This is a genomic window from Luteimonas sp. Soil_C_5 (genome assembly GCF_057656615.1).
This window is the reverse complement of the sequence record NZ_JBDGKA010000001.1, coordinates 397,729-410,928: the sequence shown is the minus strand read 5'-3', so window position 1 is coordinate 410,928 and position 13,200 is coordinate 397,729. Positions and strand designations below refer to the sequence as shown.

General features: G+C 68.8%; 13 protein-coding genes. 2 read left to right on the top strand and 11 right to left on the bottom strand.

The window, feature by feature from the left end; translation table 11 throughout:
- Positions 1-768 carry an alpha/beta hydrolase gene (locus AC3A5K_RS01985; protein ID WP_487615830.1) on the top strand — a complete coding sequence of 256 codons (768 nt, stop codon included), beginning with the start codon at positions 1-3 and terminating at the stop codon, positions 766-768.
- A 229-nt stretch (positions 769-997) separates the two neighbouring features.
- Here the strand turns inward: AC3A5K_RS01985 and AC3A5K_RS01980 are convergent, their stop codons facing one another.
- The 11 genes from AC3A5K_RS01980 to ndk form a co-directional block, all read right to left on the bottom strand.
- On the bottom strand, positions 998-2,014 hold the full coding sequence (locus AC3A5K_RS01980; RefSeq protein WP_487615829.1) for a DUF2272 domain-containing protein: 1,017 nt from the start codon (positions 2,012-2,014) through the stop codon (positions 998-1,000).
- Between the two features lie 84 nt (positions 2,015-2,098).
- The gene (gene moeB / locus AC3A5K_RS01975) at positions 2,099-3,229 is read right to left on the bottom strand and encodes a molybdopterin-synthase adenylyltransferase MoeB (RefSeq protein ID WP_487615828.1); all 1,131 of its coding nucleotides are present in this window, start codon (positions 3,227-3,229) and stop codon (positions 2,099-2,101) included.
- 505 nt (positions 3,230-3,734) lie between these two features.
- On the bottom strand, positions 3,735-4,967 hold the full coding sequence (locus tag AC3A5K_RS01970; protein WP_487615827.1) for a molybdopterin molybdotransferase MoeA: 1,233 nt from the start codon (positions 4,965-4,967) through the stop codon (positions 3,735-3,737).
- Complete coding sequence (gene mobA, locus AC3A5K_RS01965; RefSeq protein WP_487615826.1) at positions 4,960-5,547, bottom strand: molybdenum cofactor guanylyltransferase; 588 nt, start codon at positions 5,545-5,547, stop codon at positions 4,960-4,962. Before mobA ends, AC3A5K_RS01970 begins: the two co-directional genes overlap by 8 nt.
- A complete protein-coding gene (gene der, locus AC3A5K_RS01960) occupies positions 5,544-6,956 on the bottom strand; it encodes a ribosome biogenesis GTPase Der (RefSeq protein WP_487615825.1) in 1,413 nt (470 codons plus the stop codon). The genes mobA and der overlap by 4 nt, the downstream gene beginning before the upstream one ends.
- Before the next feature lie 179 nt (positions 6,957-7,135).
- Positions 7,136-8,332 (bottom strand): outer membrane protein assembly factor BamB, encoded by a 1,197-nt coding sequence (bamB, locus tag AC3A5K_RS01955; protein ID WP_487615824.1) that lies wholly within the window; start codon positions 8,330-8,332, stop codon positions 7,136-7,138.
- Positions 8,333-8,355: 23 nt separating this feature from the next.
- Complete coding sequence (locus AC3A5K_RS01950) at positions 8,356-8,988, bottom strand: YfgM family protein (protein ID WP_487615823.1); 633 nt, start codon at positions 8,986-8,988, stop codon at positions 8,356-8,358.
- A gap of 105 nt (positions 8,989-9,093) precedes the next feature.
- Positions 9,094-9,933, bottom strand: a complete 840-nt coding sequence (locus AC3A5K_RS01945) for a RodZ domain-containing protein (protein ID WP_487615822.1) — start codon at positions 9,931-9,933, stop codon at positions 9,094-9,096.
- Positions 9,930-10,742, bottom strand: coding sequence for a type IV pilus biogenesis/stability protein PilW (gene pilW / locus AC3A5K_RS01940; RefSeq protein ID WP_487615821.1), 813 nt, complete (start codon positions 10,740-10,742; stop codon positions 9,930-9,932). Before pilW ends, AC3A5K_RS01945 begins: the two co-directional genes overlap by 4 nt.
- Positions 10,729-11,913 (bottom strand): dual-specificity RNA methyltransferase RlmN, encoded by a 1,185-nt coding sequence (gene rlmN, locus AC3A5K_RS01935; RefSeq protein ID WP_487616297.1) that lies wholly within the window; start codon positions 11,911-11,913, stop codon positions 10,729-10,731. Before rlmN ends, pilW begins: the two co-directional genes overlap by 14 nt.
- Positions 11,910-12,335 carry a nucleoside-diphosphate kinase gene (gene ndk, locus AC3A5K_RS01930; RefSeq protein ID WP_133392641.1) on the bottom strand — a complete coding sequence of 142 codons (426 nt, stop codon included), beginning with the start codon at positions 12,333-12,335 and terminating at the stop codon, positions 11,910-11,912. Before ndk ends, rlmN begins: the two co-directional genes overlap by 4 nt.
- Positions 12,336-12,553: 218 nt before the next feature.
- On the opposite strand from ndk, the gene AC3A5K_RS01925 reads away from it, so the two are divergent.
- The gene (locus AC3A5K_RS01925; protein ID WP_487615820.1) at positions 12,554-13,171 is read left to right on the top strand and encodes a TetR family transcriptional regulator; all 618 of its coding nucleotides are present in this window, start codon (positions 12,554-12,556) and stop codon (positions 13,169-13,171) included.
- Positions 13,172-13,200: the final 29 nt, after the last annotated feature.

Genomic DNA, 13,200 nt, shown 5'->3' with positions numbered 1-13,200 from the left:
ATGCGTCTGCTCGCGTACGTGCTGGGAATCGCGGTGCTCGGCTACGCCGCGCTGTGCCTGGCGATGCTGTTCGGCCAGCGCCACCTGCTGTACATGCCCCAGGTCACCGGGACACCGGCGACGCAGACGGATTTCGAACTGGACCGCGGCGACGTGGTGCTGCGCGGCTGGCGCATCGGTCCCGAGGACGGCCGGCCGCTGCTGTACTTCGGCGGCAATGCCGAACGCGTCGAAGCCAACCGTGCCGACTTCGCCCGCTGGTTTCCCGGTCACCGGGTGCATCTGCTGGCCTATCGCGGTTACGGTGCCAGCGATGGCGCCCCGGGCGCGACGGAGATGAAGGCGGACGCGCTGGCGCTGTATGACAGCGTGGCGGCGGCGCACCCGGGCGCAGAGGTCGACGTGCTCGGACGCAGTGTCGGCACTGGCGTGGCCAGCCATGTCGCGGCGCAGCGGCCGGTCGCCCGACTGGCGCTGATCACGCCCTTCGACGACCTGGCCGAAGTCGCCCAGGGTCATTACCGCTGGCTGCCGGTGCGCTGGCTGCTGCGCGAGCACTACAGCCCGGCGCGCGATCTCGCCGCGTTCGACGGACAGCTGCTGATCCTGCGCGCGGACCGCGACACGGTGGTGCCGCCTGCACGCGCGGACCGTCTGGCGGAGGCGCTGCCGACGCCGCCGCGCGTCATCGCGTTTCCCGAGGCCGGACACAACGACATCCAGCAGTTTCCGGCGTATCCCGAGGCGCTTAGCGGATTCTTCCGCTAGGGATTCTCTGATCGAATCGCCATTTCCGCGGCTTTCCACGGGCGCATGTCCGGTCAGACGGAAGCGCGTCGCAACAGCCGAAGCGCTGAGCATCCGGGGACTTTCAAACGCCTGAGAGCAGAGGCACTGGATTCCCGCTTGCGCGGGAATGACGAAGAAGCACCGACTTGTACAGAGCATCCCTGGACGCGCAGCCCGCGGGCGGCGCTCGGCCGGATACGGGCACCACCTACGGGCAGCGCGGTAGTCCGTCGCCGATGCTGCATTCCACGCAGCACATCGGTGCGGATCCCGCCGGACCAGTGGCATCGGGCATGACGGGCGGCGCGGCGAGTTGCAGCGGGGACGCCGGTGTCAGCGCCGCCAGTTCGGCGGCGGGCCGCAGTTGCAGCAGCACGGCCCAGTCCTGCCGATTCGCATCGCAGGCCAGCGGCGTATCGGGTGTGCACGGCGGATCCTCGACCGCGCGCATCGCCAGCGACGCGAACTGGCCGCCGGCGCTCAGCGGCATCAGCCGCATGGTCACGCCGTCGAGCACGTTGCCGCCGACCAGATACGCGTTCGCCGCGCCCTCGCCCGCTGCACCGACCACGATGTCGCAGTGCATGCCGAGTCCGCCGTCCTCGCTGCTGAGCAGCGTCGCCAGGCCGGCGAAGCCGAACACCCGGTTCGCGGCGCGCACGTAGCACAGCATGTCGCCACGCGCCGGGCGCGTCGCGACGGGATCGGCCACGCGGTAGGCGCTGGTCTCGGGATTGCGATAGGCGTCGCGCACGTAATCCACGTGGCTGGGTGAACCGTTGAACCCCGGCAACCGGGCGCGGCGCGTGGTCCAGGAGATGAAAGCCGCCGACCACGGCACGTCGACCAAGAACGCCCGGCAGGCCGCCGAGGGCTGGGTGGCGAAGGGGGCGAACGTGCAGTCGTAGGCGCCCGGGCGATGCTGCAGCCGCGGCAGCAGGCCGGCGCCCTGCCAGTAACCGGCCACGCGCCGCCAGGCCTGTTCGCCGGTGGTCAGCAGCGCGGTTTCGGCCTCACGCACGGTCGAGCCGGCATAGCGGCCGCGCTCGTCGATGAAAGGGCGATGCCAGCGCAGATGCTCTTCGCAGGCCGCTGCGGCAAGCCGGGTGGCCGGATCGGCAGCCTCGACCTGCGCACGCAGCAAGGGACAGGGATCGGCCGCGAACGCCGCCATCGGCGACAGCAGCAGGACCAGCGACAAGAGGCGCGTCAGCAGGTGGCGCATCGCTCACTCCATCCGCGCAGGGGATCGCGGTCGTCGCATCCTGCCCCACAACGCCGTGAAGAGGCGTTGTGCCCGGGTGCCGACTCAGCCCGCGCAGAACGCGGCGTAATCGATATAGCCCGGGAACGGGCGTCCGGGTGCGCAGACCGGGCAATCCGGATCGGGGGCCAGGCGCGTCTGCCGGAACTGCATACGCAACGCGTCGAACTGCAGGAGACGACCGCTCAGCGGTTCGCCCAGCCCCAGCAGCAGCTTGAGCGCCTCGGTCGCCTGCAGCAGACCGATCACGCCCGGCAGCACGCCGAGCACGCCGACTTCGGAACAGTTGGGCGCGGCTTCCGGCGGCGGCGGTTCGGGGAACAGGCAGCGGTAACAGGGGCAGCGTCCACGCGCACGCCCGGCATCGAACACGCTGACCTGCCCTTCGAACCGGTGGACCGCACCGTAGACCAGCGGCACGCCGTGGAGCACGCAGGCGTCATTGAGCAGGTAGCGCACGGGGAAGTTGTCGGCGCCGTCGAGCACGAGATCGACGCCGTCGAGCAGGCGATCGACGTTGTCGCTGGTGACGCGCTCGGCGATGGCTTCGATGCGCGTGCGTGGATTGAGCGCACCGAGCGTGGTCGCCGCCGACTGGACTTTCGGCTGGCCGATGCGGTCCTCGGCATGCAGGATCTGCCGCTGCAGATTGCTGCGGTCGACGACATCGTCGTCGGCGATGCGCAACGTGCCGACACCGGCCGCGGCGAGGTAGTACGCCGCCGGCGACCCGAGACCGCCCGCGCCGATGACCAGCACGGTCGCTTCGGCCAGCCGCTGCTGGCCCGCGAGCCCGATCTCCGGCAGCTTCAGATGCCGCGAATAGCGCTCGTGGAAATCGAGATCGACATCGCCATCCGGCAGCACGGTGGGCAGACCCTCGGCCTGCCAGGCACTGGTGCCGCCGGCGACGGACGCGAGACCGGTGTAGCCGAGCGCGGCCAGGGTTTCCGCCGCCTCCAGGGACCGGCGGCCGCTCTGGCAGATCAGCACCAGCGGCGCCTGCAAGTCAGGCGCATGCGCCAGTGGCGCGGCCTCGAGCACGGCGCGATCGACGCCATCCGCGCCCTCGGCCATGCCGGTGACCCGCTCATGCGCATCGCGCACATCGATCAGGCGCACGCCCTGCTGCTGGCGTTGCCGGGCCTGCGCCGGCGTGAGTTGCTGGATGGCCATGGCGCGATTATCGCGCGGACGCGGTGCGTGCGCGGGGAACGCTGCGTGCGGCTGTCACGTCCATCAGTCGCGGTCCCCGAAGACGTATGCCAAGTCAGCGTCATTCCCGCGAAGGCGGGAATCCATGGACGTCACGCCTCATTCCCGCGGCTTTCAACGGACGCATGTCCGGTCAGGCAGGAGGCGCTCCTCAACAGCCGAATGGCTGATCATCAACGGACTTTGCTGTCCGGAGATCGATCCGATCAGGTCGATGACGCGTAGCCGAGAAGGTCACCGTGCCGCTTTCTTCTGAAGATGTGACGTCCTTGGATTCCCGCCTGCGCGGGAATGACGATGTTGAAGAGGTGAGTGCGCTGCGCGTCCCCGGGACCCGAATTAGTAAAGCAACACATCCACCGAGGTATCAAAGGTCATCACGCTGCTTCTTCTGAAGGTACAACGTCCCTGGATTCCCGCCTGCGCGGGAATGACGGCATTGAGGATGTGAGGCCACTGGAAGCGCTCAATACGGCAACACATCCACCGGCGTGCCGCTCGCATAATCGCGGGCGCCGGCATCGAGCACGATCAGCGCGTCCGAATCCGCGGCCGCCTGCATCCGGTGCGATCCATCGGCCGGGTTCGGTTCCACCCGGGAAATCCCCTCGTCGTCGATCCACCAGCGGCCGCGCAGCAGTTCGAGGCGTTCGTGGGTCTTCGTCCAGTCCGAGGCCAGCCGCGCGCGGCGCAGGGCTCGCGGCGCCCTGCCCTGCAGACCGTCGACCAGACGACGGCCCAGTGCGAGCCAGGTCGCGAGCACCGAGACCGGGTTGCCCGGCAGGCACAGGAACAGCGCCGGGCCCAAGGTGTCGCCTTCGGCCAGCAGCAGCGGCATGCCGGGTTTCATCATGATCTTCCAGACCCGCACACGGCCGCGGCGCTGCAGCAGCTCGGGCAGCAGGTCCTTCTCGCCAGCGGACACGCCGCCGCAGGTCAGCACCAGGTCGAAGGCTTCGCCGGCATGGCGCAGCGCGGACGTCATCTGCGCCGCATCGTCGGGCAGTGTCGGGAACGCGACCGGCTCCAGCCCTTCGGCGCGCAGCAGCGCCATCAGCTGGTCGCGGTTGGAGTTGTAGATCTGCCCGGGCCGGAGCGACATGCCGGGCTCGACGAGTTCGTCGCCGGTGGCGAACACCGCGACGGTCGGACGCCGCACGACATCGAGCTGCGCCAGACCCTGCGACGCTGCGAGACCGATGCGGGCCGGCGTCAGCGTGTCTCCCGCGCGCAGCAGCAGATCGCCGATGCGCGAATCTTCACCGGCGCGGCGCACGTGCTGACCGGGGCGCGGCGCGATCTGCACGACGACCTCATCGCCATCGAGCAGCGTGTTTTCCTTCATCACCACAGTGTCGGCGCCGGCCGGCAACGGCGCGCCGGTGGTGATGCGCACGCAGCTGCCCGCCTCGACGGTCAACGCCGCATCGGGCCCGGCGAACTGCTCGCCGTCCAGGCGCAGGCGCGTCGGCGCGCCCTCGGCCACGAGATCGGCGTGGCGCAGCGCGAAGCCGTCCATTGCCGAGTTGTCGAACGGCGGCTGCGGCAGCGTCGCGACCACATCGCGCGCCAGTACATGGCCATGCGCTCGCGACAGTGAAACGGTCTGCGGCTGCAGACGACGTTCGGCGGCGACGGCATCGACGATTGCGCAGGCCTCGGTGAACGGGACGCGGAACGGGAATGTGGGCTCAGTCATGGGTGACTCCGGCCCGGCGCAGATCACCGGGCGTATTGAGGTTGCCGAAGCGGACCTGCGCGAAGCGCACGGTCCGCATGTCGAGTGCGCGCTGCAGACCGCGTACCGAGAAATCGTCGCCGGCCAACGCATCGGCCACCGCTGCGCGCAATCCGGCCACGGGCCACAGCGCCACCAGCGGCTGCAGGCCGTCGTCGTCTTCGGCGCTCGCGCCAGTGTCGCCGGCCGCGTCGATCAGGCGCGACAGCACGGAGGCTTCGATGTGCAGCGCGTCCACCGGCAGCGTGAACAGCCACGGCGTCGTGGACGCAGCCGCGAGCGCGTCTAGGCCCGACAGCGGGCCGCGATCGGGGTAGCGATCCGGAATGGCGTCGATGCCTGCGTCCGCGTAACGCGGCAGGTCGCGATTGGCACTGACCAGCACGCGCGCGGCATGCGGCGCGACACGTGCGTGGAGTCGTTCGACCTGGGCCACGCCATCGCGCAGCAGCCAGGCCTTGTCCAGACCGCCCAGTCGCGTCGCGCGGCCACCGGCCAGCAGGCCGACGGTCAGCGTGTCACGGGACGGCGGCGGGATCACTTGCGCTTGACGTGCCGGATCAGCCGCTTCTTCTTCGCCAGCTGGCGTTCGTTGAGCACGTTCTTCTTGTCCTTGTAGGGGTTGTCGCCCTCGCGGAACAGGAAGCGCACCGGCGTGCCGACGAGCTTGAAGCGCTTGCGGAAGAAATTCTCCAGATAGCGCTTGTAGCTGTCGGGCAGCGTCCGCAGGCGGTTGCCGTGGACGATGATCGTCGGCGGATTCTCGCCGCCCGGATGCGCGTAACGCAGCTTCGGCGCGTGTCCGCGTACGACCGGCGGCGGATTGGTCTCGTAGGCCACTTCGAGCGCCTTGGTGACTTCCGAGGTGCCGAACTTGTAGTTGGCCGACGCGTGCGCGCGGTGGATCGCCTGGAACAGTTCGCGCAGACCCGAGCCGTGCTTGGCGCTGATGCGCACCGCTTCGGCCCACGGCACGAAGGCCAGCTTGCGCGACAGCAGCGCTTCGGTCTGCTCGCGCTGGTAATCGGTCAGGCCGTCCCACTTGTTGACCGCGACGACGAGCGCGCGACCCGAATCGAGCACCGCGCCGAGCACGCTGGCGTCCTGGTCGGTCACGCCTTCGCTGGCGTCGATCATCACCACCGACACCTGCGAATGTTCGATCGCCTGCAGCGTCTTGATGATGGAGAACGTCTCGACCGCCTCGTCCACCTTCGACTTGCGGCGGATGCCGGCAGTGTCGACCAGACGGTACTTGCGGCCGTCGCGTTCGAGATCGACCTCGATCGAATCGCGCGTGGTGCCGGCCACTTCGGAGGCGATCATCCGCTCCTCGCCGAGGATGCGGTTGACCAGCGTCGACTTGCCCACGTTCGGGCGGCCGACGAAGGTCACGCGGACGCGGTCGGGATCGCTGTCGAGCTGCTCGGACTGGCCCACTTCCGGCAGCTTCTCGAGGATCTCGTCGACCAGTTCGTCGATGCCGTGGCGGTGCGCCGACGAGATCGCATGCGTGTCGGAGAACCCGTAGCGCGAGAAATCCGCCTCGGCCGCGCGCGCATCCAGACCGTCGGTCTTGTTGATGATCAGGAACGTGGGTTTGTCGATCTTGCGCAGCCAGCGCAGGATCTCGTCGTCCAGCGCGGAGGCGCCTTCGCGGCCGTCCACGACGAACAGCACCAGATCGGCTTCGGCCGCGGCGGCGCGCGACTGCTTCGCGGTCGGGCCGGCCAGGCCGGTGCCTTCGAGATGCACGTTCTCGCCGGCGATGCCGCCGGTGTCGACCAGCGCGAACGGCACGTCCGGGTTGAGCCGGCATACGCCGTAATGACGATCGCGGGTGACGCCCGGCGCGTCATGGACGAGCGCGTCGCGGGTGCGGGTCAGCGCGTTGAACAGCGTCGACTTGCCGACGTTGGGGCGGCCCACGAGGGCGACGAGCGGAAGCATGGGCAGTCCGGATTGAATGAGGAAAAAAGCACGCGGCGGCATGTCCGTCGCCTGCGGCTGGAACGCGTACGGCCCCGGGCAGCGAGACTACCCGGGGCCGTAGTGTCGCACCCCGGGGTGCGCGTTCCGCTGTCTGGGCTGCGGATGCCGGTTTCCGGCACCCGCGCCCGTTGGAACATTTACTGCGCGATGCGCCAGGCGGTCACGTTGCCGTTGACGTTCTGGACCACCAGCACGCCGTCGACGACGACCAGCGCGCCGTTGATCGCGGCGCGGCCAGCGCGCTCGCGGGCCACGAACGAACCATCGTCCAGGCGCATCCAGTGCAGGTAGCCGTCGTAATCGCCGACCACGCCGTAATCGCCGTGGATCGCCGCGCCGCTGAGGTTGCGGCGGGCCAGGGCCGGCTGCTGCCACGCGGCGGTGCCGCTGTACTTGTCGAGGCCCCACACGGTGCCGGCCGGATCCGTGACCACGACGCGCTGCGCGCCGACGCCCGGACGGTTCGAACCGCCGTGCTCGCTGACCCACAGCGGACGTCCGCTGGGACCTTCAAGCGCCATCGTGCGCTGCTTGTAGCTGCTGGCGAACAGCACGGCGTCGTCCAGGACGGGCGAACCGTCGACGTCGGCCATGCGCTCGAGTTCGGTGCGGCCGTCGGGCTGGGCCACGGCCTGCTCCCACAGCGTGCGACCGTCGCTCAGCGACAGCGCGGCGATCGTGCCGTCGTCATTGCCGACGAACACGAAGCCCGGGCCCAGCGTGGGGGCATCGTTGCCGCGCACGGTCAGCGCCGGCATTTCGCGCACCCAGAACCAGCGACGCTCGCCGCTGGCGACATCGAACGCGGTGACGCGGCCATCGTTGGAGCGCACCAGCACCACGCCCTGGCCGACGGCCGGCGCAGCGATGACTTCGTTGGTGACCTGCGCGGTCCAGCGCTCTTCACCGGTGGCCGCGTCGAGCGCGAGCACTTCGCCGTCGAGCGTGCCGACCACGACCAGGCCATCGCCCACGCCCGGACCGCCACTCAGGCGCAGGTCGGACGCGTGCTGCCAGACCGACGCGCCGGACTGCAGATCGAATGCGCGGACGCCGCCCTTGATCGCGGCGACATAGACGCGGCCGTCGGCCACGGCCGGCGCCTGGCGCACGCCGAGGCGATCCTCGCCCTTGCCGGCGTTGGCCGACCACAGGCGGGTGACGTTGACCGACGCGGTGAAGTCGGTCAGCGGCGCGGGCTCGGTCAGCGCCTTGGCGTCGGCCTTCTCGCTGTTGCCGAACCACCCGCGGACCGTGCTGCAACCGCTCACCGCGAACACGCACAGCGCGATCGCCGCGATCCGGAGCGCGCGGGACTGGACGGGAAGAGCCACGGCGGGGGCCGTCTGCTGGGTCATCAGGATTCAACCTCGGGTGCGTCGGGAGTGCCGCCGACTTCGGAAAGCTTGAGTTCGAGCAGACCGCGCTGCGGCGCGGCGCTGTCGAGATGGCGCAGTGCCGCCGAATAGTCGGTGCGCGCCTGGTCGAGCTGCTGCAGTGCGAAATGCGCGTCGCCGCGGGCTTCGAGCGAGACCGCATCGCGGGCATCGGCCAGCAGGGTCACCGCTTCCTCGCCGCGACCCGCATCGGTCAGCAGGCGCGCGAGGCGCTGCTGCACAACGGCCGCGAGACCGGGTTCGGTGCGCTCGACGGATTCGAGGGTGGCAATCGCCGCATCGCGGTCGCCGGCATCGAGCTGGGCCTTGGCCAGCTGCAGCGCGGCGAGCTCGCCGTAGGCGCCATCCGGCAGGTCGGCCACACGCTGCGCCGCCTTGTCCAGATCGCCGCCAAGCAGGTCGAGCAGCGCGCTCTCGTAGGCGGCATTCTGTTCGACCGCCTGCACATGCGTGCGCTGCTTCCAGAACTGCCACCCAAAGATCACCGCTGCGCCGAGCGCCAGGCCGCCGATCAGTCCGAGACTGTTGTCGCGAAGCCAGGCCTTGACCCGCTCCCCCTGTTCGCGCTCGTCCAGCAACTCGTCAATCGCCATATGATCTCTACGCCCACCATTACAGGCGGGTCACAACAGGTGAAAAGGAAACGTCGGCGGCCTCGACCACCGATCGACCGGGCCGGAGCCCGGATGCGCTGCGGGCTACTCGGAGAGCGGCGCGAGAACGCCGTCGGAGGATACCGCAAAGCGGGCGACGCTGGCCCGCTGGAAGTCGGACAGATCCTGAACGTCGCTCCCGCGGAGCACCTCGACCGCACCGGCATTGCCGAGTACGACACGGCCCACTTCGGCGATGTCGAAGCTGCGTTCCTGGCCGGCCCGCACGAGGGCCTGCTCGATCTGGCGACCGTCGCGGCCGCTGATCTCGATCCAGCTGTCGCCGTTGAACCGCAGGACCAGCGACTGGTCGGTGGCTGCGGTGGATTCGGGCACATCCGCCAGCGGCGCGACGGCCGGGCGCTTCGACATGCCACCGAGCGATGCGGTCACCGGCGTCGGGCCGGCAGGCCGCGATGCGGTGGGCGCAGGTTCGGCCTCGTTCGCCAGTCCCAGCGACGCGGTCACTTCGTCGGCGCTGCCGACATGGGTGCGCGTGGCGACCCAGACCGGCACGACGATCAGCGCGGTGATCACCACATAGACCGCGCGGCCCATCGCCTTGTCGAGCATGCGCTGCATCGGCGGCGTATAGGTCCGCGGCGTGAGTTCGGGCGCCTGCACCAGGGAGGCATCGGGCACGCTGTCGGACAGCGATTCCGGCAAGTTCAGCAGGCGCAGGTAGCTGCGCAGCTGGCCCCGCACGAAGACCCGGGCGCCGAGGCGGCTCCAGTTCTCGGCTTCCAGCGCTTCCACCACCCGCAATTGCATGCGCAGCCGCCCCGCCACGTCCGCGATGCTCAGCCCGGCCTGTTCTCGAGCCTCGCGCAAACGCTCACCGACCCCAGACGAAGACGCAGGCACGGTCTGGTTCGAAGAACTCATGGTGAACTGGCTTCCCTTGGCTGGACGTTCGGCGAGGACGGAAAATCCGTCAGAAGGCGTTGCACGTAACGCTCGGCGGCGTTGGAGTCGCCGAGTCCCTGTTCGATACGTGCCGCCAGTTGCAATGCTGCCGCAGTTGCAGGGCCCGCGGCAAGCCGTCTTTGCGAAAAAGCGCGCGCATCGAAAAAACGCCCTTGGCCGAAGAGCAGCCGGGCCATCGCATCGAGCGCCACGACGTTGTCCGGATCGAGCGCCAGCGCCGCGCGCAGATCGGGTTCGGCACGACCGGGCTGTCCTGCATCCAGCGCGCAGGAACCGGCATTCGCCATCGCGCCGGCCGGCGCGCCGTAACGGGGATCGCGTACGGCGGCATCGAAATAAGCGAGCGATTCCGCGGCTTGCCCGCCGCCGCACAGCCACACGCCGTAGTTGTTGAGATAGGCGCCGTGATCCGGCGCGCGCTCCACCGCTGCGCGGTAGAAGCCGCCGGCCTGCTCGCGACGACCCTGCCGTTCCTGCAGCAGTGCGAGCACGGTATTGGCGTCGGCCGCGGTGCCATCGGTGCGCAGCGCGCGGCGCGCGGCACGTTCGGCGGCGGCATCGTTGCCGGCTTCGAGTTCGCGGGTCGCCAGCACGAGATCCTGGCGGGCGGTCTCGTTGCGGCGGGACTCGGCGGTCCCGCGGGTGTTGTAGGTCGGCGGATCGGGCCGGAAATCGTTCTTGCCACTCGGCTTGATGAAACCAAGCCGGGAGCAGCCGACCAGCGCCGGCACCAGGATCAGAAGAAGCGCTGCATCACGCAGCCGCATCGACACCTGAATCCCCCTCCGCCAGCAGCTTGCGGTGTTCCGCCTGCCGACGGGTGCGGTCCGCGACCTGCCCCTTGAGCTGGCCGCAGGCCGCGTCGATGTCGTCGCCGCGCGTGCGGCGGACCGGCGCGATGCGCCCGGATTCGTTGAGCAGCTTCTGGAAGCGGCGGATCGCGCCGTCCTCCGGCCGCTCGAAGCGGGTGCCCGGGAACGGGTTGAACGGGATCAGATTGACCTTGGCCGCGTCCTTCATCTGCAGGCGGTTGTCGAACTCCCGCATCAGGCGGACCAGCTCGCGGGCGTGCTCGGGCTGGTCGTTCACATCCTTCATCAGGGTGTATTCGAACGTGACCGACGCCCCGCGCTTGCGCTCGGCGTAGCGCACGCACGACTCCATCAGCTGGGCGATCGGGTACTTCTTGTTCAACGGCACCAGCCGGGTGCGCAGCGCGTCGTTGGGCGCATGCAGCGACACCGCCAGCGAGACGTCGCTGACTTCGCCCAGCTTGTCGATCATCGGCACGACGCCGGCGGTCGACAGCGTGACCCGCTTGTTGGCCAGGCCGTAGCCCAGATCGTCACGCATGATGCTCATCGCGCGGACGACGTTGTCGAAATTCATCAGCGGCTCGCCCATGCCCATCATCACGACATTGGTGAGCTTGCGCTGCTTGTGGGGCACGTTGCCCAGATGCCGCGCCGCCACCCAGACCTGGCCGATGATCTCGGCGGTCGACAGGTTGCGGTTGAAGCCCTGGGTCGCGGTGGAACAGAACTGGCAATTGAGCGCACAGCCGACCTGCGAGGACACGCACAGCGTGCCGCGCCCCTTGTCGGGGATGTAGACGGTCTCGATGGCGTTCTTGCCATCCATCGCCAGCAGCCACTTGTGGGTGCCGTCGGTGGAGGGCTTTTCGAACTGGATCTGCGGTACGCGGACTTCGGCATGCGCCTCGAGCTTGGCGCGCAGCGCCTTGCCCAGGTCGGTCATGTCGTTGAAGTCGGTCACGTAGCGATGGTGGATCCACTTCATGATCTGGTGGGCACGGAAGCGCTTTTCGCCGAGGGTCTCGGCGAAAAAGCGCTCCATACCCTCGCGGTCGAGGTCGAGCAGGTTCTGCTTGGCGACGGTGGCGTCGATGGCGACCTCGGTCACGATGGCATTACTCAGCGGGAAACGACTTCGTCGTTCTTGAAGAAGTACGCGATCTCGGTCTGCGCGTTCTCGACCGAATCCGAGCCGTGGGCGGCGTTGGCGTCGATGGAGTCTGCGAAGTCGGCGCGGATGGTGCCCGGCGCGGCGTCCTTCGGATTGGTGGCGCCCAGCAGGTCGCGGTGTGCGGCCACGGCGTTCTCGCCTTCCAGGGCCTGGATCATCACCGGGCCGGAGGTCATGAACTCGACCAGCGCGCCGAAGAACGGACGCTCCTTGTGCACGGCGTAGAAGCCTTCCGCTTCCTCGCGGGTCAGCTGCTTGTACTTGGCGGCCACGATCTTCAGGCCGGCCTTTTCGAAGCGGGAATAGATCTCGCCGATGACGTTCTTGGCAACGGCGTCGGGCTTGACGATGGACAGGGTGCGCTCGAGCGCCATCTGGTGTTCTCCGGGGTTATGGGGCCGTCCGCTCCGGAACGGCCAAGTCTACATGGAAATGGAAAAACCCGCGATGGGACGCGGGTTTAGCCAACATGGCTGCGGAGATTCTAACGTATTCGGACCAAGCGGCGCAGGTGCCGGGGGCCGCCGGGTCATTGACGCGTCAGGTGGCTTGGGCCTAGCATCAAACAAGCGTTTGATTAGGATGACCGCCGATGGCGACCGCCCAGTTCTCCACGAAAGACAAGATTCTCGGCGCCGCCGAGGAGCTGTTCGCGACCCACGGGTTCGCGGGCACGTCGTTGCGGCAGGTGACCAGCCGGGCGGACGTGAACATCGCCGCGGTCAACTATCACTTCGGCAGCAAGGAGAACCTCGTCAACGAGGTCTTCCGTCGCCGCATGGACCAGATGAGCGCGCAGCGGCTCGCGCAACTCAAACTTGCACTGACCGAACACCCGGGCGAGATCGAGCCGATCATCGCGGCATTCGTCGAACCCGCGCTGGACATGGCCGGCGGACGTTCCGGCAGTGGCGCTTTCGTCCGCGTCATCGCCCGGGCCTACGTCGAGAAGAACGACGCCCTGCGCAAGTTTCTGTCCGAGCAGTACGGACATGTGCCCCGCGAGTTCGCCGCCGCACTGTCGACCAACCTGCCGGCGCTGGGCAAGGCCGAACTCTACGGCCGGCTCGATTTCCTCGCCGGTGCGTTGACCTATGCCATGGCCGATTTCGGCCTGATCAAACGCCCGCCGGGCACCACCGAACATGCGCACCGCAGCCGCATCGCCGGGGAGCTGATCCGCTTCGCCGCGGCCGGTTTCCGCGCCTGACCACCAGCCCGGCCACGCCGGGTTTCTTT